The following is a 25,860-nucleotide window of genomic DNA, read 5'->3' as shown; positions in this document are numbered from 1 at the left end:
CACTGCCTGGTCTCGGGTGAGTCGGGACGGACCGGTACGCGGTTCACGCGTCGGTTCCGGCGGACGGGCGCGCGAGTCGGCGGCGGATGGCGTACCAGCCGGCGACCAGCGCTGCGACGATCAGCGGCAGGCACAGCACGGTGGTGCGTCCGGCGCCGCCGTCGGCGTACATGAGGACCAGGACGGCGGCGAGGAACGCCAGCGTCACGATCTCGGTCCAGGGGGAGCCCGGCAGTCGGTAGCCGGGGCGGGTGAGTTCGCCCTTCTGGGTCTTCTGCCAGAAGAGCAGGTGACACAGCATGATCATGCCCCAGGTGGCGAGGATGCCGATCGCCGCGAAGTTGAGGACGATCTCGAACGCGTCGGCGGGGACGACGAAGTTGAGGCCCACGCCGAGCACACAGATACCGCTGGTCAGCAGGATTCCGCCGTACGGCACCTGGCTGCGGCTCATCTTCGCGGTGAACCCGGGGGCGGAGCCGTTCACGGCCATGGAGCGCAGGATGCGGCCGGTCGAGTAGAGGCCGGAGTTGAGGGAGGACATCGCCGCGGTGAGGACGACGAGGTTCATCACACCGCCGGCCGCCGGGATCCCGACGTGGGAGAGGACGGTGACGAAGGGGCTCTCCCCCGCCGTGTACTTGTTCCAGGGCAGCAGCATCGACAGCAGGACGACCGAGCCGACGTAGAACAGGCCGACCCGCCACATGATCGAGTTGATCGCCTTGGGCATGATCTTCTCGGGGCTCTCCGTCTCGCCGGCCGCGACGCCGACCAGCTCGACCGAGGCATAGGCGAAGACGACGCCCTGGATGATCAGCAGCATGGGCAGCAGGCCGTTGGGGAAGACGCCGCCGTTGTCGGTGATGAGGGAGGGGCCGGGGGTGGCGCCGTCCACGGGGTGCTGGGTGACCAGCAGGAAGATGCCGATGCACATGAAGATCACCAGCGCGCTGACCTTGACGATCGCGAACCAGAACTCCAGCTCGCCGAAGATCTTGACGGAGATCAGATTGACGGTCAACACGACGGCAAGGGCGATCAATGCGATCAACCATTGCGGGATGTCGGAGAACATCCCCCAGTAGTGCGTGTAGGTGGCCACCGCGGTGATGTCGGCGATGCCGGTGGTCGCCCAGTTCAGGAAGTACATCCAGCCCGCGGTGTACGCGCCCTTCTCGCCGAGGAACTCCCGGGCGTACGAGACGAAGGCGCCGGAGGACGGGCGGTACAGGACGAGTTCGCCGAGGGCGCGTACGACGAGGAAGGCGAAGATCCCGCAGACCGCGTACGCGACGAAGAGGGAGGGGCCGGCGTCGGCGAGGCGGCCGCCGGCGCCGAGGAAGAGGCCGGTGCCTATGGCGCCGCCGATGGCGATCATGTTGACGTGCCGGTGCTTCAGCGACTTGCTGTAGCCGTGGTCTCCGGCGTCGACGTGACGGGACGAGGGGCGCGTCTCGTCTTTGAGGTGCTGTTCGCTCACGCCTCGGTTCCGCCTTCCGTGTGCTCGTCCGTGCGCGCGGGCCGCACGATGTGGGTGAGGGTCGTCTCGACGCGGTCCAGGTGGTGGCTCATGGCGTCCACGGCGTCGGGTTCGGAACCGTCGATCAGCGCTTCGACGATGGCCCGGTGCTCCCGGTTGGACTGCTCGCGGCGGCCGCCCAGCTCGTTGAGGAAGGCCGACTGACGCGCCAGTGCGTCCCGGATCTCCTCGATGACCCGGCGGAAGACCGGGTTCTGGGCGGCCTCGGCCACGGCGAGGTGGAAGAGGGTGTCCATCGCGACCCACGCGGTGGTGTCCGTCTCCCGCTCCATGCGGTCGAGCAGATGGGCCAGGTGGTCCAGGTTCTCCGGGGTGCGGCGCAGCGCCGCGTACCCGGCGACCGGGATCTCGATGTGCCGGCGCACTTCGAGCAGGTCGCTGGCGGCGTAGTCGCCGAAGGTGGGGTCCTCCACGGCGCTGGCGACGACGAAGGTGCCCTTGCCGGTCTTGGAGACGGTCAGGCCCATCGTCTGCAGGGCCCGCAGGGCCTCGCGCAGGACGGGCCTGCTGACCTCCAGGGAACGGCACAGCTCCGCCTCGGAGGGGAGCTTGTCGCCTATGGCGTACTCGCCGCGCTCGATGGCACCGCGCAGATGCGCCAGTACCGCCTCCATGGCGCTCACGCGCCGCGGGGGCTGTCCGGCTGTCCGGCTGTCTGACAGGTTCACGGGTGAGATGTTCCGGGTTGCGGGCCGCGACTGTCAAGGCGTCCGGAAAGAAAACATTCACGGGGTGCGACACCTGAATGGACAGGCGTCACACCCCGCGGCGGCGCGATGAACGGGTCAGGCGCTGATCGTGTTCGTGGCGAGCAGCCCGAAGAGGGCCAGGCCGATGGCGATCCGGTAGATCACGAACGCGTTGAAGGAGTGCTTGGCGACGAACTTCAGCAGCCAGGCGATGGAGGCGTAGGCGACCACGAAGGAGACGACCGTGCCGACGACCAGCGGGGCAGCGCCGACGCCCGCGCCCAGGGCGTCCTTGAGCTCGTAGAGGCCGGCGCCGGTCAGGGCCGGGATGCCGAGGAAGAAGGAGAGGCGGGTGGCGGCGACCCGGTCCAGGTCGAGGATGAGCGCGGTCGACATGGTGGCGCCGGAGCGGGAGAAGCCGGGGAAGAGCAGGGCGAGGATCTGCGAGCTGCCGACCAGCATCGCGTCCTTGAAGGAGGTGTCGTCCTCACCGCGCTTGTGGCGGCCCATCTGGTCCGCCGCCCACATCACCGCGGAGCCGGCGATCAGCGAGCCCGCGACCACCCAGAGCGAGGCGAGCGGCCCGTCGATCAGCGGCTTGGCGGCGAGGCCCACCAGGACGATCGGGACGGTCGCGGCGATCACCCACCAGGCGAACTTGTAGTCGTGGTGGTAGCGCTCCTCCTTGTTGACCAGCCCCCGGCCCCAGGCGGAGACGATCCGCCGGATGTCCTTGAAGAAGTACACCAGCACGGCGGCGATGGCGCCGACCTGGATGACGGCTGAGAACCCGACGACGGACTGGTCGTCGACGGGGATGTTCATGAGCCCCTCGGTGATCTTGAGGTGGCCGGTGGAGGACACCGGGAGGAACTCGGTCACCCCCTCGACAACCCCGAGGATGGCGGCCTGACCGACGGAGATGGCGCTCATGGGATCCAGTTCTGCAGAGTTTGGTCGACAGTGCTGTAGACAGTCTTACAACGCACGGGTGTGAGGCAAGTCCTAGGCCCACACCGCCTGGGCGATCGCCACTCCGGCGAAGGCCGCCCCGAGCCCCGCCGCCACACTCGCGACGACGTTGCTCGCAGCGTAGAGCCCGCCGCCGGTCTCGGTCAGCCGCAGGGTCTCGTAGGAGAACGTCGAGTAGGTCGTGAGCGCCCCGCACAGCCCGGTGCCCAGCAGCAGCTGGAGGTGGGGGCTCGCCGCACCCGTCGAGGCCGCGCCGGTCAGCAGCCCGAGGATCAGGCAGCCGGCGACGTTCACCACGAAGGTGCCCCAGGGTAAGTCGGAGTCGTGCCTGGCCTGGACGGCGCGGTCGGTGAGGTAGCGCAGCGGAGCACCTACGACGGCGCCGGCGGCGACCAACAGCCAGTTCACAACGACTTCTTACCCTTCGCGTCCGTTTTGCCGGATTCCGTGTCGCGGCCGACGTACCGGATGACCTCGCAGTCGTCCAGAGTGACGAACCCCTCGGTCACCAGTTCGTCGAGCTGGGGCAGGAACGCCTGGCTCCGTTCCTCCGTGTCCACGACGACGACCGCCACCGGCAGGTCCTCGCTCAGGGACAGCAGCCGGGCGGAGTGGATGCGGGAGGAGGCGCCGAAGCCCTCGATGCCCCGGAAGACGCCGGCGCCCGCGAGGCCGGCCGCGTGCGCGTGGTGCACGATCTCCGTGTACAGGGGCTTGTGGTGCCAGGTGTCGTCCTCGCCGATGTAGACCGTCAGGCGCAGGGCGCGGCCGGTCAGTCTCGTCATCGCTGCCTCCGGGTGAGGACACGGCGGGTCGCGGTGGCCGCGCACCACACCGTGGCGAGGGCGGCGCACAGGGTCGCGGCGAGGTAGGCCAGGCCCGTGGCGGGCCGACCGTGGTCGACCAGCTTCTGGATGTCGACGGCGTAGGTGGAGAAGGTGGTGAAGCCGCCGAGGACGCCGGTGCCGAAGAAGGGGCGGACGAGGCGGTGCGCGGGCAGCCCTTCGGTGATCAGGACCAGGAAAGCGCCGATCACCGTGCAGCCGACGACGTTCGTCCAGAAGGTCGCCCAGGGGAATCCGCCCGCCGCCGTGGGGAGCGCCAGGGCGAGTGCGTAGCGGGCCACCGCCCCGATCGCGCCGCCGGCGGCGACCACCGCGACGACCGGTGCCTGGGCACGCCACTCGGACCGCCGCTGGGGGCTCGGCTGGACACGGAGGCTCTCGGCTTCCGGGGCTGTCATGGGTCGTAGGTCTCCTGTTCGGCACCGCCCCGACGAGTGCACCAGGGTACCGCCGGGTCTACCCGGCGGTCACTTCGCGGTGGGGGCCGCGCAGACCGCGACACCGGGCTCCCAGACGCTGCCGAGGACCAGGTGGCGGCCGGTCACGCAGACGCTGGTGGCCATCCGGAAGCCGGAGTGCTGCCGGGCAAGGTGGTGGACGACCCTGCCGTGGTCGTCGAGGGCCGCCACGGCGATGGTGCCGGCCGGGCGGTAGGGGGCGTGTACGGCGGCGCGCGCGGCGGCCCGGCGGACGGCGGGCGGGGTGCGGTGGAAGAGGTCGAGCGGCGGGTTGCGCGGGCCGGCCAGGGCGACCCAGGTCAGCTCGCCGTCGCGCCACATGTTGTCGGGCATGCCGGGCAGCTCGGCGAAGAACTCGGCGCGACCGGCCCGCGGGCCGGTGAGCCAGTATCGGGTGAGACGGTACGCGCCGGTCTCGGCGACGATCAGGAAGGTGCCGTCGCCGCTCACGGCCAGCCCGTTGGCGAACTGGAGTCCGTCGCAGGCCACTTCGGCGCTGCGGGCGCCGGGCGCGAGGCGCAGCAGGCGGCCGGTGCCGCTGTGCTCGACGATGTCGCCGATCCACCGGTCCAGCGGGAAGCGGCGGCTGGACGCGGTGAAGTACACGGTACCGTCCGGCAGGGCGACCACATTGCTCGCGAACCGCAGCGGTTCCCCCTCGACCGAGTCGGCGAGGACGCGGACGGCACCGTCGGCGAGGCCGACACGCAGCAACCCGCGCTCCGCGTCGCACACCAGCAGGTCGCCGTCCGGGAGGAGTTCGAGGCCCAGCGGGCGGCCGCCGGTCCGGGCCAGCTCCCGGACCCGGGCGGTGTCCGGGTCGCCGAGCCCGTCCAGGCGCAGGATGCGGCCGTCCGCGACGCCGGTCAGGACCCCGCCGTCCGGATCCGTGACCACGTCCTCCGGACCGCGGCCGCCGATGGCGACGTAGTGGAGCGGGACGAGGCGCGCGGGTCGGTCCATGAACCCCATACTGACAGGCGTGACCGGTCTCACCAGCCCTTCTCGAACATCCGGGCCACCTCGGCGATCCGGACCTCGTCCCGCCGGTAGTAGGTGCGGTGCCGGATGCGCCGGGTGCGCAGCAGCCCGAGCCGGGTCAGCATGCCCAGATGGGTGCCGGCGACCTTGCGGGAGACGCCGAGTTTGGCGGCGACGGCCCGGACGGTGACGCCGTCCTCGGTGAGGTCCGCGTGCCGCCGGGGTGGGAAGTGGGCCGCCGGATCCTTGAGCCAGTCCAGAATGTCCAGGCGGCTCACGCTCTGGGAGTTCCTCAGCATCCGACCGGCCTCCGTCCGTCCCTTGCCTCCTCGTAGTTCGTTTTCCCACTGTCCCGCGGCCGAAGCCCCCACGTCAGGGATCGGCGAGCCTTGTCCGAGACCGCACGGCCGTACGAGATCGACCGACGGGGGCCTTGCCCTCGCGGCCTGCCCAGGACAGGGCGGAGGGGCCCGGCCGTCCCCTTGTGGCCGGGCCCCTCGTCAGTGGTGGTTCAGCGGTGGCTGAACCACGCCATGGAGGAGAGCGCCTTGTCGTCGTAGCCGAACAGGGCCTGGTTCTCCCAGCCGTTGCCGGAGGTGGCGTCGGTCGGGTCCCAGCCGTTTCCGGTGACGGCGGTCCAGGTCGCCTCCCAGTAGAAGACGCCGAGGCCACGGCCGTTGGGGACGGCCTCGACGATGTTCGCGACGGCGTTCATCCAGGCCAGCTGGCCGGCCGCGGTGGCCGGGTAGCCGGTGACCAGTTCGCCGCTGGTGTCGATCTGGTTCTCCAGCGGGTCGTCCTGGGCGAGGGTGAACGGGTAGGCGGTCTCGGCGATGTAGACCGGCTTGGCGTAGCGGGAGGCCACGTCGTCGAGGGTGGTCTGGGCGGCGGCCAGCGAGCCGTGCCAGTAGCCGTAGTACGACAGCCCGATCACGTCGTAGTTGATGCCGTAGGTCTTGGCGTTGTCGAACCACCAGCGGACCGTGGCGTCGTCGCCCGCGTTGGCCAGGTGCAGGGCGACCAGCGTGCCGGAGGAGACCGCCTTGGCCGCGCTGTAGCCGGAGTTGATGAGGCCGGCGAGCTGGGACCAGTTGTCGGTGGAGCCCTCGGACCAGAGCATGCCGCCGTTGATCTCGTTGCCGATCTGGACCATGTCGGCGGTGGTGCCCTGCGCCTTCAGCGCGTTGAGGACGTCGTACGTGTGGTTGTAGACGTCGGTCTTGAGCTGGCTGTAGGAGTGGCCGGACCAGGCGGCGGGTTTGGTCTGCTTGCCCGGGTCGGCCCAGCTGTCCGAGTAGTGGAAGTCGACCAGCAGCTTCATGCCGGCCGCCTTGACGCGCTTGGCCATGGCCAGGACGTGCGCCTTGTCGTTGTAGCCGTCGGCCGGGTTGACCCAGACCTTCAGGCGCGCGTAGTTCATGCCGGCGCTCCTGAGGATGGTGACCGCGTCCCCGGTGGTGCCGGAGCTGGTCTTGTACACGCCGCCCTTGGCCTCGCTCTTGGCGAGCGACGAGATGTCGGCGCCCTTGATGGCCAGGCCCGTCGAGCCGGAGGCGAAGGTCAGGTCGTCGACGTTGATCCAGTTGCCCGCGTTGGCATCGGAGTTGATGCTGATCGTGCACTGGTTGCCGGTGACCGTGATCGAGGTGACGATCCGCACCCAGCTGCTGGTGGAGACCGGCAGGTCGGTCCGCTGCTCCGAACTGCCGCAGTTCTTCAGGGATATGTAGGCGGAGTTCTGCCCGCCGCTGGAGCGCACCCAGGCGGTGAGCGTGTAGGTGCCGTTGGTCAGGCCGGAGAGGTACTGGTACGTCTCCACCTTGTAGGCGGCGGCCGAGTAGTGGCTCAGGCGGTAACTGCCGCCGTGGCCACCGGACTCGGTGTACGAAGCACCCGTGTCGCCGTACTCCGACCAGCCGGTGGGTGCGGCCACACCGGCACCGTCCGACTCGAAGCCGGCGTTGGTGAGGGTGCTCGCGGCCTGGGCGGTCTGCGCGGGAAGGGCGGTGAGGGCGAGCCCGGCCAGCAGCGGCAGCAGCAGGGCTCTGATGGTGCGTCTGGGATGGAACATCATCGTCCGTCGTCCCTTCGACGTGACTGGGGAGGGGTGTCCTCCGGCGGGACCGGAGGAGGCCCCTCCGCCCACGGCTCTCGTGGCACTCGCGGGCGGAGGGGAGTCTCGGCGGACCGGGTGCGGCGAACCGGTCCGCTGCCGGGGTTCAGCCGTCGAGCCGTACGACCCGGACGGCGCCCGCGGGGACCGCGAGGCGGCCGGCGGCGCGTTCGCCCGTCAGCAGTTCGGTGCCGTGTGTGTCCAGAGGCACCTTGGCGTCGGTGGCGGTGTGGTTGATCGCGAAGAGGAACGTGCCGTGGTCACCGGTGCGGCGGACCACCTCGACATCGCGGGGCAGGTCGGCGCGGGGCGCGATCCGGGCGTCCTCGGCGGCGCGGCCGAGCAGCGCGTCCAGGCCGTGCGCGTCCAGGCGGGTCGACACGTACCAGGCGGCGCCCTCCCCCAACCGGTGCCGGGTGACCGCCGGGTGGCCGGCGGTGAGGCCGTCGGCGTAGGTCCAGACGGTCTCGGCGCCGCGCGGGGCGACGAACTCGGTCCACACGTCGCCGGTCGGCTCGGAGCCCTCCGGCCCGGTCAGCCGTACCCGCTGGTCCTGGAGGAGCGGCGAGAGCTCCTCGACGGTGAGGCCGAGGACGTCGCGCAGCGGACCCGGGTAGGCGCCCTCGTGCACGGCGTCGTGCTCGTCGACGATGCCGGAGAAGTAGGAGACGACCAGGGTGCCGCCGTTCTCGACGTACTCCTTGAGGTTGTTCCCGGCCGCCTCCGTCATCAGGTAGAGGGCCGGTACGACGACAAGGGGATAGGCCGACAAGTCGCTTTCCGGGTGAGCGAAGTCGACCGTGAGGTGGCGGTCGTAGAGGGCCTCGTAGAAGGCGTCGGCGCGTTCGCGCGGGTCGTGGTCCTCGCTGGGGCGCCACTGGAGGTTCTGCGCCCACCAGGACTGCCAGTCCCACAGGACGGCAACGTCCGCCTGGGTGCGGGTGCCCTTGATCTGGGTCAACGAGTCGAGGGAGGAGCCGAGTTCGACGACTTCGCGCCACACCCGGGTCCCGGTGCCACCGTGCGGGAGCATCGCCGAGTGGAACTTCTCGGCGCCGCGCCGGGACTGCCGCCACTGGAAGAACATCGCGCCGTCGGAGCCGCGGGCCACATGGGCCAGGGAGTTGCGCGCCATCTGCCCGGGCGCCTTGGCCGGATTGCGCGGCTGCCAGTTGACACCCGAGGTGGAGTGCTCCAGCAGCAGCCAGGGCGCACCGCCGGCCACGGAGCGGGTGAGGTCGGCGGCCATCGCGAGGTTGACGTGGGTACGGCGGCCGTCGGTGATGAGGTAGTGGTCGTTGGTGACCAGGTCGACCTCGCGGCCCCAGGCCCAGTAGTCCATGGAGTCGCACTGGCTGAGCGCGGTCATGAAGTTGGTGGTCACCGGGACGCCGGGCGAGAGGCGGTGCAGAATGTCCCGCTCCGCGCGGAAGTTCTCCCGGATGGTGGCGTCGACGAACCGCTTGTAGTCGAGGGCCTGGCCCGGGTTGCCGACGGTCGGGGTGGCGCGCGGCGGGTTGATCTGCGCCAGGTCGGTGTAGTGCTGGCCCCAGAAGGCCGTGCCCCAGGCCTCGTTGACGGCGTCGACCGTGCCGTGGGTGGCGGCGAGCCAGCGGCGGAAGTGGGCAGCGCAGGAGTCGCAGTAGCAGGCCGAGACGGGGACGCCGTACTCGTTGTGGACGTGCCACAGGGCGAGCGCGGGGTGGTCGCCGTAGCGCTCGGCGAGGCGGGTGGTGATGTCCGCGGCGGCCGCGCGGTAGTCGGCGTTGGAGTGGCAGATGGCGCCGCGTGATCCGAACTCGTACCGCACGCCCTCCGCGGTCACCGGCAGGGCCTCGGGGTGGGCCCGGTAGAACCAGGCGGGCGGCGCCACGGTGGGCGTACCCAGGTCGACGCGGATGCCGTTCTCGTGCAGCAGGGCGATGATCCGGTCGAGCCAGCCGAAGTCGTACTCCCCCGGCGCCGGCTCCAGCAGGGCCCAGGAGAAGATCCCGACGCTCACCATCGTGACCCCGGCCTCGCGCATCAGCCGGACGTCCTCGTGCCAGACACTTTCCGGCCACTGCTCGGGGTTGTAGTCCCCGCCGAAGGCGAGCCTGGTGAGGCCCCTGGGGGTGGTGTCCGGCATGGGTCTCTCCCGTTTAATCGATCATTTGGGAACGTGCACACACATCGATCGTGGCGTGAGCCCAACATAACCGCACAGCAACAACCATTGACAAGTGTCCGGGATGTTTCTCTACTGTGAACGCTCACAGAGCATGACACGGACTCGCGACGGGCGATGATCCGGGTCTGAGAACGCTCACACATCTGCATGGCAAGGTCCCCGCGTCGGGCGGGGGCCCAGGTCAGGGGAGAGATCCATGCCGCACACGAAGCGCCGCCGCCTCGTGACAACCGCCGTCGCCGTCTCGCTCGGCGCCACCGCCCTCGCCGCCTGCGGCTCGTCCGACGACGACAGCAAGGCCGACTCCGGTCCGGTCTCGCTCACGTACTGGGCCTGGGCGCCCGGTATGGACAAGGTCGTGGACCTGTGGAACAAGGGCGAGGGCAAGAAGGACCAGATCACCGTCACGGTGAAGAAGCAGGCGTCCGGCGACACGCTGGTCACCAAGATCCTCACCGCGCACAAGGCGAAGAACGGCCCCGACCTGGTGCAGGCCGAGTACCAGGCGCTGCCGACGCTGGTCAGCAACGACGCGGTCGCCGACATATCGAAGAGCGTCGGTGAGGCCAAGTCCAAGTTCGCCGACGGCGTCTGGCAGCAGGTCACACTGGGCACGGACGCGGTGTACGCGGTGCCGCAGGACATCGGCCCGATGATGTTCTACTACCGCGCGGACCTCTTCAAGACGTACGGCCTGACGGTCCCCACCACCTGGGACGAGTTCGCGAAGACCGCCCGCGCGCTGAAGAAGAAGGCGCCGGACACCGACCTGACCACGTTCTCCGCCAACGACTCCGGCCTGTTCGCGGGCCTCGCCCAGCAGGCCGGCGCCAAGTGGTGGACCACCTCCGGCGACAAGTGGAAGGTCGCCATCAACGACGCGGCCACCCAGAAGGTGGCCAAGTTCTGGGGCGGCCTGGTCAAGGAGGGCGCCATCGACAACCAGCCGATGTACACCCCGGCCTGGAACAAGGCGCTGAACACCGGCAAGCAGATCGCCTGGGTGAGCGCGGTGTGGGCGCCGGGCACACTGACCACGGCGGCGCCGGACACCAAGGGCAAGTGGGCGATGGCCCCGCTCCCCCAGTGGTCCACGTCCGAGGACGTCACCGGCAGCTGGGGCGGCTCCTCCACCGCCGTCACCACCGACTCCAAGCACCAGGAGGCCGCCGCCAAGTTCGCCGCCTGGCTGAACACCGACGGCGACGCGCTCAACGCGCTGGCCAAGGAGAGCGGCATCTACCCGGCGTCCACCTCGGCCCAGCTCAGCGGCGCCTTCGCCAACCCGCCGGAGTACTTCTCGAACCAGGCCGACTTCTACACCGAGGCCGCCAAGATCGCGAAGACCACGGCGCCTTCCGCGTGGGGCCCGAACGTGAACGTCGCCTACACGTCGTTCAACGACGCGTTCGCCGCCGCCGCCAAGAACAAGTCGGACTTCCTGACCGCCCTGAACACCATGCAGGACGCCACGGTCACCGACATGAAGAAGCAGGGCTTCGAGGTCTCTCAGTGACCAGCCCCACCGGCCGGAGGTGGTACGGGGTCAAGGGGGCCCCGTACACCTTCCTCCTCCCCGCCACCGCCCTCTTCGCCCTGTTCTTCGCGCTGCCCATCGGGTACGCGGTCTGGCTCAGCTTCCGCAAGGTGCACGTCTCCGGGCTCGGCCTGGGCGCGGGCGCCCGCAGCGAGGTCTGGGCCGGCCTGGCGAACTACCGGGACGCCCTCACCGACAACGAGTTCTGGGCCGGCGCGCTGCGCGTCGTCGGCTACGGCTGCATCGTCGTCCCGGTGATGCTGGGCCTCGCCCTGCTCTTCGCGCTGATGCTGGACACCGAGCGGGTCCGGCTGGCCCCCTTCACCCGGCTCGCGATCTTCCTGCCGTACGCCATCCCCGGCGTGGTGGCCGCGCTGCTGTGGGGCTTCCTGTACCTGCCGGACGTCAGCCCCTTCTACTACGTGCTCGCAAAGCTGCACCTGCCGCAGCCGAACCTGCTGGACGGCGGCCCGCTCTACCTGGCCCTCTCCAACATCGCGGTCTGGGGCGGCACCGGCTTCAACATGATCGTCATCTACACCTCGCTCAGGTCCATCCCGGCCGAGGTGTACGAGGCGGCGAAGCTGGACGGCGCCACCCCGTTGCAGACCGCCCTGAAGATCAAGATTCCGATGGTGGCGCCCTCGCTGGTGCTGACCTTCTTCTTCTCGATCATCGCGACGCTCCAGGTCTTCAACGAGCCGACCACCCTCAAGCCCCTCACCAACTCGGTCAACACGACCTGGAGTCCGCTGATGAAGGTGTACGTCGACGCCTTCGCCAAGGGCGACATCTACTCGGCGGCGGCCGAGGCGACGCTGATCGCCATAGCCACGCTGGTGCTGTCCTTCGGGTTCCTGCGGGCCGCGAACCGCCGCAACAAGCAGGAGGCAGCGCAGTGAGTTCTGTTGCCGTCCGCAAGGCCGCCCCGGCCGCGGGTACGACTCCCGGTACCGCCCAGGGGCCGCCGCTGCGCCGCCGGATCGCCCTGATCCCGACGCTCACGCTCCTCCTCGGCGCGGTCTACACGCTCCTGCCGGTGGCCTGGGTGGTGATCGCATCCACCAAGTCCGGCAGCGAGCTGTTCTCCACCTTCACCTTCCTGCCCGGCACCGGCTTCCTGGACAACCTCAAGGACCTCGACGCCTACCGCGAGGGCATCTACTGGAACTGGATGGGCAACTCCGCCCTGTACGCCGGTCTGGGCGCCCTGCTGTCGACCTGTGTCTCCGCCTTCAGCGGCTACGCGCTCGCCACCTACCGCTTCCCGGGCCGCGAGTCGATCTTCAACGTGCTGCTGGCCGGCGTGCTGATGCCCCCGGTCATCCTCGCCATCCCGCAGTACCTGCTGCTGGCCAAGGCCGATCTCACGGACTCCTACTGGTCCGTGCTGCTGCCGCAGATCCTCTCCCCGTACGGCGTCTACCTCTCCCGTATCTACGCGGCCGCGGCCGTGCCCACGGACGTGGTCGAGGCCGGGCGGATGGACGGGGCCGGCGAGTGGCGGATCTTCACCCGGATCGCGATGCCGATGATGATCCCCGGCATGGTGACGGTGTTCCTCTTCCAGTTCGTGGCCGTCTGGAACAACTTCCTCCTGCCGTACATCATGCTCAGTGACGACGAGAAGTTCCCGCTCACGCTCGGTCTGTACACGCTCCTCGAACAGGGCGCCAACACCCCGGCGCTGTACACCCTGGTGATCACGGGGGCGTTCCTGGCCGTGCTGCCGCTGATCGCGCTGTTCCTGGTCATTCAGCGCTTCTGGAGCCTTGACCTGCTGTCCGGGGCCGTAAAGTCATGACCATGGGCAGTAATGCGGGGGGCCGGCGCAAACCGCCGACGATTCACGACGTGGCGCGCGAGGCCGGCGTCTCACGAGGGACGGTCTCGCGTGTGCTCAACGGCGGGCACTACGTCAGCCCCGCCGCCGAGCAGGCGGTGAACGACGCCATCCGCCGCACCGGGTACGTGGTGAACCGGCACGCCCGTTCGCTGATCACCGGACGTTCGGACTCGGTCGGCTTCCTGCTGACCGAGCCCCAGGAGAGGTTCTTCGAGGACCCCAACTTCAACGTGCTGCTGAGCGGTTGCACCCAGGCGCTGGCCGGGCACGACATCCCGCTGCTGCTGATGCTGGCGGGCACCAAGGACGAACGGCGGCGCATCACGCGGTACATCACCGCCGGGCACGTCGACGGGGTGCTGCTGGTCTCCAGCCACTCCGGCGACCGGGTCGCCGAGGAGCTGCGCGAGGCGGGTGTGCCCCTCGTCCAGTGCGGCAAGCCCATGGGGCCCGGCACCAAGGTGAGTTACGTGGCGGCGGACGACCGGGACGGCGCCCGGGACATGGTCCGGCATCTGCTGGATGTGGGGCGCCGCCGGATCGGCATGATCACCGGTCCGCTGGACACCCCGGGCGGTGTCGATCGGCTCGCCGGCTACCGGGAGGTGCTCTCGGAAGCGGGCGTCGAGCTCGACGAGCGGCTCGTCGTCTCCGGCGACTACAGCCGGGCCAGTGGCGAGGCGGGCGCCGAGCGGCTGCTGGCGCGCGCCCCTGACCTGGACGCCCTGTTCGTAGCCTCCGACCTGATGGCGCAGGGCGCCCTGGCGGCGCTGCACCGGGCGGGCCGCCGGGTGCCTAATGACATCGCTGTCGGCGGTTTCGACGACTCGGTCGCGGCGACGGAGGCCACGCCCGCCCTCACGACGATCCGCCAGCCCTACGACCGCATCAGCGCCGAGATGGTGCGGCTGCTGCTCGCCCAGATAGGCGGCGAGGACCCGGCGGCGGTGATCCTGCCGACGGAACTGGTGCGGCGCGAGTCGGCCTGAGGCGTGGGGCGGGCGGTCCGGCAGCCGGTCAGTTTTCGAGAAGCCGTGCCGCCCCTCGCCCTCCTAGCGTGGGAACCACCGGACGGACCGCGCCGGGCAGCCAGGTACGAGGAGCGAGAAGACCATGACCGCAGGCATCCAGACGATCATCTACCCCGTGAAGGACGCGGAGCGGGCCAAGGCCCTGTTCACCGCCCTGCTGGGCGTCGAGCCGTTCGCCGACGAGCCGTACTACATCGGGTACAAGGCCGCCGGGCAGGACGTCGGCCTGGACCCGAACGGGCACGCCCAGGGGCTGACCGGGCCGACGCCGTTCTGGCATGTCACCGATCTGCGGGAGCGGCTCGCGGCGCTGCTGGCGGCCGGTGCGGAGCTGGTCCAGGACGCCCGGGACGTCGGCAACGGACGGCTGGTCGCCTCCGTGAAGGACGCCGACGGGAACATGGTGGGGCTGCTCCAGGACCCGGTGGCCTGACCGTCGTACCCGTCCTTGTACGACCCGCGGAATGCTGCTTGCACCCGCACTAGTTGCACACTCAACGATTGGCCGGATCGGTGCTACGGTGCGGGTATGGCAGTCAAGACGGCCGAGGCCCGGCTGGAGGAGCGCTGGCGGGACATCCTGTCGGTGCACGCGCGCACGATGTGCGAGATCGACCGGGTGCTGCACCCGCACGGGCTGGGCGCGAGCGACTTCGAGGTGCTCGACCTGCTGGCGACCGAGTCGCCCGCCGAAGGTGACCACTGCCGGGTGCAGAACCTGGTGGGACGGGTGCATCTGAGCCAGAGCGCGCTGTCCCGGCTGATCGGGCGGCTGGAGAAGGACGGCCTGGTGGAACGGTCGGTGTGCGTCGAGGACCGGCGGGGCGTGTGGGTCGCGCTCACCGCCAGGGGCCGGGCCGTGCACGCCGAGGTACGACCGCTGCAGCGGGCCGCGCTGGAGCGGATGCTCGAAGGTCCGGCCGCCGGCTAGAGCGCGAACTCGATGCCGTCCGGTAGGACTTCGATGCCTTCCTCGGCCAGTTGGGCGCGGGCCCGGGAGGCCGGGTCGACCAGGGGGTTCGTGTTGTTGAGGTGGGTGTAGATCCGGCGGGTGCCCGGATGCCGGGACAGGGCGGCGAGGCTGCCGTGCGGACCGGAGACCGGGAGATGGCCCATGGCGGCCTGGCCGGGCCCGGAGCGGACCGTGGTGCCCATCTCGTCGGCGGTGAAGAAGGTGCCGTCCAGCAGGACGCAGTCGGCCTCCGCGCACAGGTCGTCGAGTGTGTCGCTCCAGGCGCCGACACAGGGTGCGTAGAGCAGGACTCCTCCCGTGGCCAGGTCCTCGACACGGTACGCCGTGACCCAGCGGCCGTCGGCCTCGACGAGTGCGGCCGGCACGTACTTCGGGGCCTTGGCGCTCACCGGGTGGGCCGTCACGACCAGGCCGCCGGACAGCACGAAACCGCCGTCGGCCAGGCTGTCGGCCCACTCCCAGGGGGCGTAGCGGTCGAGGGCGCCGCGGGCCGGGGTCAGCAGCGTCCGCACCGGCGGGGCCGCGTACACCTTCAGGTCCGGTGCCCCGCGCAGCACGGTCAGACCGGTGACATGGTCGGCCTCGGCGTCGGTGAGCAGCACGCCGCGCACCGGGGTCTCCCGCGGGCCCGGACCCGGCCAGAGCACCGCGGTGGCGGTGAGCTGGGCGCGGATGTCCGGCGAGGCGTTGAGCAGCCACCAGTCCCGGCCGTTGCCGGTCAGGGCGACGCACTCCTGGGTACGGGACGGCAGCTTGCCGTCCCGGGCGGCGGCGCACAGCACGCAGGCGCAGTTCCACTGCGGGAATCCGCCACCGGCGGCGGTGCCCAGCAGGACGACCCTCACGACGATCCGCCCCTCTCGGTCTCCCCGACCCCTGCTGGGATCTTCCCTCAGGATGGGCCGCGCTACCCGTCGCGGGGAAGAACTTCCGGCCGTCCTTCGGGGGGCTGCCGGTCCACCGGACGCATCGGCGGGATCGGTTCCGACGCGAAGTCGCGGCCGCCGGTCCACAGCGCCGGTACGGCGTCGCACCGGCGGCACAGTTCGTAGGCCACGGCCTCGTAGTTGACCCGCCAGCCGTGGAAGTGCGGCCAGGCCTCCCGCGTGCCGCGTTCCGCGCGGAAGCCGGTCTTCTCCAGCATGGTCACGGCCGCCTCGAACTCGCCGTACGTCAGGTCGATCGGGGCGTCCGGGGGCGGGTCGGAGTCGAAGGTCGCCCGTACCGAGGCGGCGATGTCGCGCAGGGCGGTGAACCCGGCGCGCAGCACCAGGCGGGCCTCCGGTGGGGCGGCGCGCGGGCTGAGCGCGAGCTGCAGGGCGGCCGCGTCCATGACGGCGATCAGGCCGACCAGCCAGCTGCGGTAGGGGCGGGGCGAGCGGAACGCCAGCAGCACCGGGTAGGTGGCGTGGCTCTCCCCCATGTCCGCGGCCAGCCGTTCCCAGTCCCGGTACAGCTGGGGCAGCGCGACCTCGGTGTCGACCAGCCACTGCCGGGCCAGGATCTCCGGGCCCCAGGCCGGTTCGCCGGCCCGGGACTGCAGGAGGGTGACCTCCAGTTCGCGGCGGTTGTAGGCCGCGTACAGCGTGGGGAGGTAGGCGATCTGCAGGGCGATGACGACGGGGCCGGTGGCGGCGGCGACGAAGTCGAGCGCGGACAGCCGCAGCCGGACGCCGCTGGCGAACCCGAGGGTGAACAGGCTGGAGCCGGCCTCCCGGAAGGCGGTGCTCCAGGACAGCGGGGAGAACGCGTAGAGCAGCAGGCCGAAACCGAGGAACGCCCCACCGAGCCAGGCGGCGAGCATGCCGATCAGCATCAGCGGGGCGAGCCAGGTCTCCGCCCGGTCGATCGCCCGGTAGTCGCGGCCGCGCGCGGTGAGGCAGAGCAGCTTGCGCAGGGTCCACCACAGCCGGTACACCAGCACGGAGTACAGGCCCCGCGGGACCACGAGAGTGCGCAGGATGCTGCGCAGGACCAGGATCAGTACCAGTCCCCCGGCCACCCCGGAGATCCATTCCATGGGGCCATTCTGGCCCCCACGGCGGCCTCCTGGTGACCGGGACCCGTCGTCAGCCCGTCGGCCGGGCCAGCAGGGTGCGCACGCCCTCGGAGGTCAGCGTCAGCGCGTGCGTCGAGCTGCCGTCGATGGCGAGCGACAGGTTGTCCTCGGGCCACTGCTGGGCGAGCGCGCCCAGCGGCACCAGGCGGTAGCGGGAGACCGTCGGCAGCAGACCGGTCAGCTCTCCCTCCGAGGTGAACACGGGGACGACGGGGTCGCCGTCGGGGCGTTCCAGGACGGGCAGCGCGATCATGGCGGGGTCGGCCGCCTCCGCCGCGTCGTCCGGCACCGGGACCAGCACGTCGCTGTGCGCGAGCGTGTCCAGTGCGTCACGGTCCTCGGCGTTCACGGCCAGCGTGTCGAGCGCCCGCTGGGCCGGCGTCGGAAAGTCGTCGTGTGCGGGTGTCTCCATGACAGATCCCCAGATAGTGGTGGTACTGGCCGCAGGGACCGGCGAGTGCCGGGCGGCCACGGCACGCGTACCCGATCGAGGCCGGGGCATGCGTCCGAGCTCCCGGTCGCGGGCGACCGAAGGGCAGCACCGACCGGGGCTCGGCGGTCCAGGAGCCGTTTCCCTCCGACGTGCCGCGTGGCGATGGCGGCCGGCGGGTCAGGCGGGGTGGTCATGCGGCCGGCGGGCCGGGCGAGGTAGTCAGGCGTCCGGCAGGCCGGGCCGGGCAGCTCTACGGCCGGCGGGCCGGGCGAGGCAGTCAGGCGGCCGGCGGGCCGGGCCGGCTGGTTGTGCGGGTGGTGCCGGGCTGGGTGGTGGTCATGACGGCGGCGCCGGGGTGGTCGGGGCCTGGGTCTCCTGGGCGCGGATCCGGCCGCGGCTCAGCGCCAGGGTGCCGGCGAAGCCGAGTGCGAGGGCGGCCAGGACGCCCAGATTGGCGTACGCCCACGCGCCCGACTTTCCGCCGAGGCCGAGCGGGCCCAGCAGATAGCCCTGCCAGGTCAGCCAGCTCGCGGCGGTGTTGGTGACCAGGCCCCAGCCGAGGGCCGTGGCGGCCGACGTGAGCAGCAGGGGCGGCAGTGGTACGTCGCCGTAACGGCCGGCCGGGCGGTAGAGGTCGGCCTCGTCGTAGTCGCGGCGACGCAGCGCGAGGTCGGCGAGCATGATGCCGCACCAGGCGGCGATCGGCACGCCGAGTGTGGTGAGGAACCCCATGAACTGGCCGAGGAAGTCGTCGGCGAAGAAGACGATGTAGACCGCGCCGGCGGTCATCAGGACGCCGTCGACCAGGGCGGCCAGGTAACGCGGCACCCGCAGTCCCGCGGAGAGCAGCGCGAGGCCCGAGGAGTAGATGTCCAGGACCGCGCCGCCGACCAGGCCGAGCACGGCGACGACGGCGAAGGGGACCAGGAACCAGGTGGGCAGGACGGTCGTCAGCGCGCCGATGGGGTCGGCGGCGATCGCCTTGTCCAGCGTGTCGGAGGAGCCCGCGAGCAGCAGGCCGAAGACCAGCAGGAGGAGCGGGGCGAGGGAGCTGCCGAAGGTGGTCCAGCCGATCACGCCCCGGCCGGAGGAGCCGCGGGGCAGGTAACGGGAGTAGTCGGCGGCCGCGTTGACCCAGCCGAGTCCGAAGCCGGTCATCATGAACACCAGCGCGCCGATGAACTCCTGGGCGGAGCCGGACGGGATCGCGCGCACCGTCGCCCAGTGGATGTGGTCGGCCACCAGCCCGACGTAGCCGAGGGTGAGGACGCCGGTCACCACCGTGATCACGGTCTGCAGGCGCATGATCAGGTCGAAGCCCATCACTCCGCCGATCACGGTCAGGGCGCAGACCACGAGCAGGGCGACCACCTCGGTCCCGGTGCCGCCGCCCCGGCCCAGCCGGGCGAAGACGGTCGCGGTGGCCATGGTGGCGAGGGCGATGAGGACGGTCTCCCAGCCGACCGTGAGCACCCACGAGACCACCGATGGCAGCCGGTTCCCGCGCACGCCGTACGCGGCCCGGCTGAGCACCATCGTGGGTGCCGAGCCGCGTTTCCCGGCGACCGCGACGAAGCCGCAGAGCAGGAAGGAGACGAGGATGCCGAGGACTCCGGCGGCCAGTGCCTGCCAGAAGGAGATGCCGAAGCCGAGCGCGAAGGCGCCGTAGCTCATTCCCAGGACGGAGACGTTCGCACCGAACCAGGGCCAGAACAGCGTGCGCGGGGTGCCCTTGCGGTCGGCGTCGCCGATCACGTCCAGGCCGTGGGTCTCCACCTGGAGCTGCCGGCCGGGTTCCCGCGTGTCCGCCATCGTCGACCCATCCGTCCAGGTGTGTTGGCTGGAGGCTAGCCGGATCTGGGGCTCCGTCAAATCCCTCGGACCGCTTCCCGGTTGGGTCACCCCGATTTGACACCTCCCGGCACCGTCTCCAATCTATGATCATGACTTCCATTTTCAAAAGGAGGAGCGACTAGCGATGCGTGTGGCTTTCGTCGGCAAGGGCGGCAGCGGCAAGACCACCCTGTCGGCCCTCTTCACCCGTCACCTGGCGCGGTCCGGCGCGCCGGTCGTCGCGATCGACGGCGACATCAACCAGCACCTGGCCCACGCCCTCGGCCTCGACGAGGACGAGCTGTTCACGGCGCCGCCGCTGAGCGCGCGGACAGGCGCGATCAAGGACTACCTGCGCGGTACGAACCCCCGGATCGCATCCGGGGAGGCCATGGTCAAGACGACCCCGCCCGGGCGCGGTTCGCGGCTGCTGCGGCTGCTCGGCGACGACGAGGTGCACTCCCACCACGTCCAGGAAGTCGGCGGGGTGCCGCTGATGGTCACCGGGGCGTTCGCCGAGAGCGACCTCGGGGTGGCCTGCTACCACTCCAAGCTCGGCGCGGTGGAGCTCTATCTCAACCATCTGGTGGACGGGCCCGGCGAGTACGTCGTCGTCGACATGACGGCCGGCGCCGACGCCTTCGCCTCCGGCCTCTTCACCCGCTTCGACATGACGGTCCTGGTGGTCGAGCCGACCCGCAAGAGCCTCTCCGTGTACCGGCAGTACCGGGACCACGCGGCCGAGTTCGGCATCCCGGTCGCCGTGGTCGGCAACAAGGTGACCGGCGCGGACGACCTCGCCTTCCTGCGCGAGCGGGTGGGCGAGGACCTGCTGGCCCACTGCGAGCTGTCGTCGTACGTCCGCGCCCAGGAGCAGGGCCGGGGCGGCGGCGCGCTGGAGCCGCACAACTCCCGGGCCATGGACCGGCTGCGAGCCGCCGTGGACGCGCGGGCCAAGGACTGGGACGCCTTCCAGCGGCATGCCGTGGAGTTCCATCTGCGCAACGCCACCGCCTGGGCGAACGCGGCCACCGGCCAGGATCTGGCCGCCCAGGTCGACCCGGACTTCCGGCACGGACCGGCGGCCCTGCCCGCCTTCGCCTGAAGCCCGCTCCCCTGTCGATCCACCCACCTTGAACAGAACAGGACACAGCCCTATGTCGCTCGACGTCTCCCCGCAGCTGCTCGCCGAAGCCGAGAACGGTGCGGTACGGGAGGAGGACTTCGTGGAAACCGTCCGTAGGTCGCTGCCGTACGCGTACCAGCTCATCGCCCGGCTGACCGGCGAACTGCGCGACGGCTCGCGCGAGTTCGCCGACAACCAGACCCCGCCGCCGTCGGAGAGGGAGCGCGGCCAGCTGCTGCGGGCGCTGTCCTCCGACGCGATCCGGTCCAGCCTGGAACGGCACTTCGGGGTCGCCCTCGCCTTCCAGAACTGCCACCGCGTGGCGGTGTTCCCACCCGAGGCACGGGGCGGCCGGACGCACACCCGCTTCACCTCGACGCGCTCGCAGATCCTCAACCAGTCACCGGAGTTCCGCGACTGCTGAACCGGGGAGGCAGGCACCGGCGCCCCAACCGCCGCGCGAACTTCGCCGTCAGGGGGTGTGCCGACGGGCCGACTCGTTCTCCTGGGCCATGCGCCGCAGCGCCGTCAGCGCGGGCTCCGGGAGGACGGTCAGCAGCAGGGCGCCCTTGCCCGCCACAGGAACCCGCCGACTCCTGCCCCCCGCACCGCCCCCCACCAGCCCCTTCGTCAGGAGCCCTCTGCCTTGCCCCGGCCGTCCGGGCCGGCGTGGCTGCTCAGCCTGCGACGATCTCGGCGAACCGCTCAGCACCCACGTTGCCGCCGGAGAGGATGACCCCGATCCGGCGCGGCAGTGGCGCCACCCGGTGGGCGAGCAGCGCGGCCAGACCGCTGGCGCCGCTCGGCTCCAGGACGGTCTTCATCCGCTCGAAGGCGAACCGCATCGCGTCCCGGATCTGGTCGTCGCTCACCAGTGAGATGTCGTCCACCAGACGCCGGTTGACGGAGAAGGTCAGCTCGCCGGGGATGTCGGCCGCCTGGCCGTCGGCGATGGTCCTCGGCACCGGGATGGACACCCGGTACCCGGCCTCCAGGGACCGCTTGGTGTCGTCCCCGGCCTCGGGCTCGACCCCGACGACCCGGATACCGGGCAGCAGCCCCTTCGCCGCTGTGGCGCTGCCGGCGATCAGCCCGCCGCCCCCGACGGGCACCACCAGGGCGTCCAGCTCGCCGACCTCCTCGATGAGTTCGAGGGCGGCCGTGCCCTGTCCGGCGATCACATGCGGATGCTCGTACGGCGGCACCAGAGCGAGTCCGCGTTCGGCGGCGAGGGCCTCACCGATGGCGACGCGGTCGCCGGTGTAGCGGTCGTACGTCACGATCTCCGCGCCGTATCCGGCGGTCGCCTCCAGCTTGGCGCGTGGGGTGTCCTCGGGCATCACGATGACGGCGGTGGTGCCGAGTTCGCGGGCGGCGAGGGCGACGGCCTGGGCGTGGTTGCCGGAGGAGTAGGCGGCGATGCCCTTGGCCAGCTGTTCGGCGGAGAGCCGGGACGCGGCGTTGTAGGCACCCCGGAACTTGAAGGCGCCGATGCGCTGGAGGTTCTCGCACTTCAGGAAGACCTCGGCGCCGACCAGTTCGTCCAGGGTGCGCGAACGCAGCACGGGGGTGCGGTGGGCCACTCCCCTGATCCGCGCGGCCGCGTCCTGCACGTCCTGGAGGGTCACGGGCGGGGTGTCGGGCATGTTCGTCCTCCGTTCTGGGCGCCGCCGGGCGCCGGATGGGCGTCGAGCACAGCCGTTCGACGCCGACCGTATGGAATTATTGTCTATCATCTGGACGTGAAGTCCAGACCCGGTCCGGGCGGGGGCACGGAGGCGAGCGAATGGCACAGGAACCGACGGGTACGGCGGGCGGTGCGGCGGCGCGGGCCGAGCAGGACGCGATCATCGCCGCGCTGGCGCCGGTCGTCGAGGGGATCGTGGCGACCTTCGGTGCCTTCTGCGAGGTCGTCATCCATGACTTCCGCCGCCCCGAGCGCTCCGTCGTGGCCATCGCCGGGTCGGTCACCGGCCGCGGGGTCGGCGGGTCGATGAGCGAGATCGGCATGAAGCTGCTGGCGGCCGGGGACACGGCGGCCGACGAGCTGAACTACCTCACCCGCACCCGGGACGGGAAGCTGGTCAAGTCCTCGACGATGGTGCTGCGTGACTCGGCCGGTACGGCGTTCGGGGCGCTGTGCGTGAACCTCGACGTCACGGCCGTGGCCCAGGTCCATGCGCTGGTCGGCGACCTGGCCGGGGTCGCGGCCCTGCCCGACGCGCCGCCGACCACGACGTTCGGCGACGACATCACCGCCGTACTGGACTCCATCGTCGACGCCCGCCAGCTGCGCGAGGCCAGGCCGTGGCCCCAACTCACCCGCGACGAACGCCTGGAGCTGTTCCGGGACCTCGACCGACAGGGTGTCTTCGCGGTGCGCGGCGCGGTCCAGCAGATCGCCACCCGGCTCGGCATCTCCCGCGCCTCCGCGTACAACTACCTGGCGGCGACCCGAGCGGAGTAGGGCCTGGCGATGCTCGCCGGGGAGACCTCAGTCCTCACGCGCGCGAGCCCGGCGGACATGGTCGGTGGGAGTCTGACCGTAGTGTGTCTTGAAGGCCCTGATGAAGTGACGGCTGTCCGAGAAGTCGGCCGGCTCCGCCGCTGAAGGCTCGGCAACCCAGCTTGCGAAGTCAGCGGCCGAGCCGGTCCGGCACCCACTGCCACCGGACCGGACCGCGACCTTCGGCTCGACCGGTCCGAGGCATCGGCAACTCCGCCCCCGTGCACTCACGTGAGCCGGGCCAAAGCATTTCCGACACACGTCCCGGGCCCGAAGGCAGCGTCATCCGATGTGTACGACCCGGGCCCAGGCGGGCGGTTCGTCCGGTACGTAGTCGGGGTTGTCCTCGTTGTACGACGTGCCGGTGCAGTGGCGGGGGAACAGACCGACCACCGTCCGGCAGGGCGGCTGGGTCCCCGGCCAGGGTGTCTGTCCGTCGGTCAGGGCCACCACGACGTCCGGGGCGGGGCGGGCCCGCAGCGCTCTGGCGAAGCCCGCGCGCAGATCCGTTCCGCCGCCGCCCACCAGCGCGATGCCCTCCGCACGGCACAGGGGGTGCACGGTCCGGGCGGCCGCGTCACAGGAGACCACGCTGACCAGGTCCCGGCGGCCGCCGACGGCGCGGGCGATGGCGGCCACCTCCAGCAGGGCGCTGCCCAGTTCGGCGTCGCTGACCGAGCCGGAGGTGTCGATGACGACGGAGACCCGGGGCGGCCTGCGACGCAGGCTGGGGAGCACCACGCCGGGCAGACTTGCCGAACGGCGCGACGGGCGACCGTAGTCGTAGTCGTCGCCCGCACCCGCGGCGGAGGTCGCCGAGCGGACCGCCGCGCCCAGCAGCTCCCGCCACGGCTGCGGCGGATGGAAGGCCTCCTCCGCCCAGCGCCGCCAGCCGTCCGGGGTGCTCCCCGGGCGCCCGGTGATGGCCTGCGCGACCCGGAACCGCACCCCGTCCCGCTCCTGCTCGCTGAGGCCGTGCGCGCCGTCCGGCCCCAGGTCCCAGTCCCGTTCGCGGCCGTCGGCGCCGCTGCCGCAGTCCAGCCAGGTGAGGGCCTGGGTCAGCGGTCCCAGCCGGAACTGCCGCAGGTAGTCCTCCATCAGCAGGCCCTCGTCCAGCTTCAGGTTGCGTGGCCGGACGGCGCCCTGGGGCCGGGCGAGTCCGTCACCGTACGCGTCGTCGTTGATCTCCAGGTCCGCCGCGATGTTCATCCGCAGCCGCTCGCCGGCCCCGGTCAGCCCGCGTTGCCTGGCGACCCGGTCGCTGCGCCCGTGGTGGTCGCGCAGCAGGTGCGACACCTCGTGCACCCAGACGCCGGCCAGGTCCTGCACCGGCATCCGGTCCACGAAGGCCGGCGAGACATAGCACCGCCAGTGGGCGTCGACGGCCATGGTCGGCACCTGCCGCGACTCCACCACGTGCAGGGCGAACAGCGCGGTGGCGAGGTAGGGCCGGGCCCGGGCGGCCTGCAGCCGGGCGGCGTACAGCTTCTCCAGGTCCAGTGCCCCGCCCGGTGCGGTGCTCATCGTCCGGCCTTCGCGGCGACGCGCTGGGCGGCCCGTTCGGCCCGACGGGACACGGAGACGGCTCCGGCGAGGCGTTCGACGGCCTCGGGCACGTCCCAGTCCTCCCGGCGGAGCGAGGCGAGGGTGGTGGCGGGTACCACCACCAGGTCCGGGGCACCGGTGTCCAGCGCGCGGACCAGCAGCGCCCAGGCCGCGTCCCAGCGGGCCCGGTCGGGCCGCTCGCGCACGGCGGCGACCACGCCGTCGAGCACGGCCTGGCGCAGGTCGCCGCGCTCGGGCAGCTCGGCGGCGCCCGGATCGGCGAGCAGGATCTCGGGGTCCGGTAGCTCCATCCGGTCCACGCTCGCGAGGAGTTCGAGCCCCGGGCCGTCCCCGACCGTGCCCCGCACCAGCAGGGAGAGCACGTCCCGGGAGGAGCCGGCGGCGTGCGCGAAGGCGACCAGCCGCAGGGTCATGTCCCAGCTGCGGGGCGAGGGCCAGGCGCCGCCCCTGCGCGTCTCACCGCTGGGCAGCCGGTGGACGAGCGTGGGGCGGGTGGCGAGCAGACCGCACACCGCGCGGCGCGCGAAGTCCACGGCGGCGGAGAGCCTTTCCGGGTCGAGCCGGGGCAGGGTCGCCCGGGGCCAGGTGCCGCCCAGACCGCGTACCACGACCTCATGGTCGTGGGCCCACTGCAGATGCACGAACCGGTTGGCCAGCGGCGGGCTCAGCTCCCAGCCGTCGGCCGCCGAGGACCGCGGGTTGGCCGCCGCCACGATCCGTACCCCCGGCGGGAGTCGCAGGGCGCCGACCCGTCGTTCCAGGACGAGCCGGAGCAGGGCGGCCTGCACGGCCGGCGGCGCGGTGGACAGCTCGTCGAGGAAGAGCAGACCCCGGCCGGCCTTCACCAGCCGTACCGCCCAGTCCGGCGGAGCCATCGGGACGCCCTGGACGGCAGGGTCGTCCCCTACGACGGGCAGCCCGGAGAAGTCGGAAGGCTCGTGCACGCTGGCGATCACCGTGGTCAGCGGCAGGTCGAGGGAGTCGGCCAGCTGGGTCAGGGCGGCGGTCTTGCCGATGCCGGGCTCGCCCCACAGAAGGACGGGCAGGTCGGCGGCTACGGCGAGGGTGAGCGCCTCCAGCTGGGTGTCGGGGCGGGGTTCGGTGGCGGAGTCGCCGAGCAGCTTCAACAGGTCATCCGCGACGTCGAGTTGAGCGAAAACGCGCATGGGCATGTCTGAT

General features: G+C 71.3%; 26 protein-coding genes. 9 read left to right on the top strand and 17 right to left on the bottom strand.

Annotated features, from left to right (window positions below; translation table 11 throughout):
- Nucleotides 1-43: 43 nt before the first annotated feature.
- The 10 genes from ACWGJB_RS16290 to ACWGJB_RS16245 form a co-directional block, all read right to left on the bottom strand.
- Complete coding sequence (locus ACWGJB_RS16290) at nucleotides 44-1,483, bottom strand: amino acid permease (RefSeq protein ID WP_453380817.1); 1,440 nt, start codon at nucleotides 1,481-1,483, stop codon at nucleotides 44-46.
- Complete coding sequence (locus ACWGJB_RS16285; RefSeq protein WP_453381008.1) at nucleotides 1,480-2,157, bottom strand: FadR/GntR family transcriptional regulator; 678 nt, start codon at nucleotides 2,155-2,157, stop codon at nucleotides 1,480-1,482. Before ACWGJB_RS16285 ends, ACWGJB_RS16290 begins: the two co-directional genes overlap by 4 nt.
- Nucleotides 2,158-2,328: 171 nt before the next feature.
- Nucleotides 2,329-3,165, bottom strand: a complete 837-nt coding sequence (locus ACWGJB_RS16280) for an undecaprenyl-diphosphate phosphatase (RefSeq protein ID WP_453380816.1) — start codon at nucleotides 3,163-3,165, stop codon at nucleotides 2,329-2,331.
- Between the two features lie 72 nt (nucleotides 3,166-3,237).
- Nucleotides 3,238-3,612 carry a fluoride efflux transporter CrcB gene (gene crcB, locus ACWGJB_RS16275; RefSeq protein ID WP_453380815.1) on the bottom strand — a complete coding sequence of 125 codons (375 nt, stop codon included), beginning with the start codon at nucleotides 3,610-3,612 and terminating at the stop codon, nucleotides 3,238-3,240.
- Complete coding sequence (locus ACWGJB_RS16270; protein WP_453380814.1) at nucleotides 3,609-3,989, bottom strand: DUF190 domain-containing protein; 381 nt, start codon at nucleotides 3,987-3,989, stop codon at nucleotides 3,609-3,611. The genes crcB (ACWGJB_RS16275) and ACWGJB_RS16270 overlap by 4 nt, the downstream gene beginning before the upstream one ends.
- Entirely contained in the window at nucleotides 3,986-4,447 is a 462-nt protein-coding gene (crcB, locus tag ACWGJB_RS16265; protein WP_453380813.1) for a fluoride efflux transporter CrcB, read from the bottom strand. The genes ACWGJB_RS16270 and crcB (ACWGJB_RS16265) overlap by 4 nt, the downstream gene beginning before the upstream one ends.
- Nucleotides 4,448-4,516: 69 nt before the next feature.
- On the bottom strand, nucleotides 4,517-5,470 hold the full coding sequence (locus tag ACWGJB_RS16260) for an SMP-30/gluconolactonase/LRE family protein (protein WP_453380812.1): 954 nt from the start codon (nucleotides 5,468-5,470) through the stop codon (nucleotides 4,517-4,519).
- Nucleotides 5,471-5,499: 29 nt separating this feature from the next.
- A complete protein-coding gene (locus ACWGJB_RS16255) occupies nucleotides 5,500-5,787 on the bottom strand; it encodes an ArsR/SmtB family transcription factor (RefSeq protein ID WP_453380811.1) in 288 nt (95 codons plus the stop codon).
- 212 nt (nucleotides 5,788-5,999) lie between these two features.
- Nucleotides 6,000-7,559: a glycosyl hydrolase 53 family protein gene (locus tag ACWGJB_RS16250; protein WP_453381007.1), complete on the bottom strand. Its 1,560-nt coding sequence runs from the start codon at nucleotides 7,557-7,559 to the stop codon at nucleotides 6,000-6,002.
- A 148-nt stretch (nucleotides 7,560-7,707) separates the two neighbouring features.
- The gene (locus ACWGJB_RS16245) at nucleotides 7,708-9,729 is read right to left on the bottom strand and encodes a beta-galactosidase (RefSeq protein ID WP_453380810.1); all 2,022 of its coding nucleotides are present in this window, start codon (nucleotides 9,727-9,729) and stop codon (nucleotides 7,708-7,710) included.
- A gap of 238 nt (nucleotides 9,730-9,967) precedes the next feature.
- Between ACWGJB_RS16245 and ACWGJB_RS16240 the strand changes: the two genes are divergently transcribed.
- From ACWGJB_RS16240 to ACWGJB_RS16215, 6 genes are all read left to right on the top strand, one after another.
- Nucleotides 9,968-11,287: an ABC transporter substrate-binding protein gene (locus ACWGJB_RS16240; protein ID WP_453380809.1), complete on the top strand. Its 1,320-nt coding sequence runs from the start codon at nucleotides 9,968-9,970 to the stop codon at nucleotides 11,285-11,287.
- Entirely contained in the window at nucleotides 11,284-12,210 is a 927-nt protein-coding gene (locus tag ACWGJB_RS16235) for a carbohydrate ABC transporter permease (protein WP_453380808.1), read from the top strand. The genes ACWGJB_RS16240 and ACWGJB_RS16235 overlap by 4 nt, the downstream gene beginning before the upstream one ends.
- Entirely contained in the window at nucleotides 12,207-13,112 is a 906-nt protein-coding gene (locus ACWGJB_RS16230) for a carbohydrate ABC transporter permease (RefSeq protein WP_453380807.1), read from the top strand. Before ACWGJB_RS16235 ends, ACWGJB_RS16230 begins: the two co-directional genes overlap by 4 nt.
- A complete protein-coding gene (locus tag ACWGJB_RS16225; RefSeq protein ID WP_453380806.1) occupies nucleotides 13,109-14,143 on the top strand; it encodes a LacI family DNA-binding transcriptional regulator in 1,035 nt (344 codons plus the stop codon). The genes ACWGJB_RS16230 and ACWGJB_RS16225 overlap by 4 nt, the downstream gene beginning before the upstream one ends.
- Nucleotides 14,144-14,267: 124 nt before the next feature.
- Entirely contained in the window at nucleotides 14,268-14,618 is a 351-nt protein-coding gene (locus ACWGJB_RS16220; protein ID WP_351736329.1) for a VOC family protein, read from the top strand.
- Between the two features lie 96 nt (nucleotides 14,619-14,714).
- Nucleotides 14,715-15,116, top strand: coding sequence for a MarR family winged helix-turn-helix transcriptional regulator (locus ACWGJB_RS16215; RefSeq protein WP_360491827.1), 402 nt, complete (start codon nucleotides 14,715-14,717; stop codon nucleotides 15,114-15,116).
- Here the strand turns inward: ACWGJB_RS16215 and pqqB are convergent.
- From pqqB to ACWGJB_RS16195, 4 genes are all read right to left on the bottom strand, one after another.
- On the bottom strand, nucleotides 15,113-16,003 hold the full coding sequence (gene pqqB, locus ACWGJB_RS16210) for a pyrroloquinoline quinone biosynthesis protein PqqB (protein WP_453380805.1): 891 nt from the start codon (nucleotides 16,001-16,003) through the stop codon (nucleotides 15,113-15,115). The genes ACWGJB_RS16215 and pqqB overlap by 4 nt on opposite strands.
- A gap of 62 nt (nucleotides 16,004-16,065) precedes the next feature.
- Nucleotides 16,066-17,178, bottom strand: coding sequence for a hypothetical protein (locus tag ACWGJB_RS16205; protein WP_453380804.1), 1,113 nt, complete (start codon nucleotides 17,176-17,178; stop codon nucleotides 16,066-16,068).
- Nucleotides 17,179-17,227: 49 nt separating this feature from the next.
- Nucleotides 17,228-17,629 (bottom strand): SseB family protein, encoded by a 402-nt coding sequence (locus ACWGJB_RS16200; RefSeq protein ID WP_360491821.1) that lies wholly within the window; start codon nucleotides 17,627-17,629, stop codon nucleotides 17,228-17,230.
- 357 nt (nucleotides 17,630-17,986) lie between these two features.
- Nucleotides 17,987-19,462 carry a purine-cytosine permease family protein gene (locus tag ACWGJB_RS16195; RefSeq protein ID WP_453380803.1) on the bottom strand — a complete coding sequence of 492 codons (1,476 nt, stop codon included), beginning with the start codon at nucleotides 19,460-19,462 and terminating at the stop codon, nucleotides 17,987-17,989.
- 166 nt (nucleotides 19,463-19,628) lie between these two features.
- Between ACWGJB_RS16195 and ACWGJB_RS16190 the strand changes: the two genes are divergently transcribed.
- Both ACWGJB_RS16190 and ACWGJB_RS16185 read left to right on the top strand, forming a co-directional pair.
- On the top strand, nucleotides 19,629-20,588 hold the full coding sequence (locus ACWGJB_RS16190) for an ATP-binding protein (protein WP_453380802.1): 960 nt from the start codon (nucleotides 19,629-19,631) through the stop codon (nucleotides 20,586-20,588).
- Nucleotides 20,589-20,640: 52 nt separating this feature from the next.
- Entirely contained in the window at nucleotides 20,641-21,033 is a 393-nt protein-coding gene (locus ACWGJB_RS16185; RefSeq protein WP_453380801.1) for an SCO5389 family protein, read from the top strand.
- Between the two features lie 253 nt (nucleotides 21,034-21,286).
- Here the strand turns inward: ACWGJB_RS16185 and ACWGJB_RS16180 are convergent, their stop codons facing one another.
- A complete protein-coding gene (locus ACWGJB_RS16180) occupies nucleotides 21,287-22,255 on the bottom strand; it encodes a threo-3-hydroxy-L-aspartate ammonia-lyase (protein WP_453380800.1) in 969 nt (322 codons plus the stop codon).
- Between the two features lie 140 nt (nucleotides 22,256-22,395).
- On the opposite strand from ACWGJB_RS16180, the gene ACWGJB_RS16175 reads away from it, so the two are divergent.
- Nucleotides 22,396-23,076 (top strand): helix-turn-helix transcriptional regulator, encoded by a 681-nt coding sequence (locus tag ACWGJB_RS16175; RefSeq protein ID WP_453380799.1) that lies wholly within the window; start codon nucleotides 22,396-22,398, stop codon nucleotides 23,074-23,076.
- Between the two features lie 321 nt (nucleotides 23,077-23,397).
- Here the strand turns inward: ACWGJB_RS16175 and ACWGJB_RS16170 are convergent, their stop codons facing one another.
- Both ACWGJB_RS16170 and ACWGJB_RS16165 read right to left on the bottom strand, forming a co-directional pair.
- Complete coding sequence (locus ACWGJB_RS16170) at nucleotides 23,398-24,639, bottom strand: vWA domain-containing protein (protein ID WP_453380798.1); 1,242 nt, start codon at nucleotides 24,637-24,639, stop codon at nucleotides 23,398-23,400.
- Nucleotides 24,636-25,853 carry an AAA family ATPase gene (locus tag ACWGJB_RS16165; protein ID WP_453380797.1) on the bottom strand — a complete coding sequence of 406 codons (1,218 nt, stop codon included), beginning with the start codon at nucleotides 25,851-25,853 and terminating at the stop codon, nucleotides 24,636-24,638. Before ACWGJB_RS16165 ends, ACWGJB_RS16170 begins: the two co-directional genes overlap by 4 nt.
- Nucleotides 25,854-25,860 lie beyond the last annotated feature (7 nt).

The sequence above is a fragment of the Streptomyces sp. NPDC054813 genome (assembly GCF_053611365.1).
The sequence above is the reverse complement of the archived record's forward strand: the minus strand, read 5'-3'. Positions and strand labels throughout refer to the sequence as shown.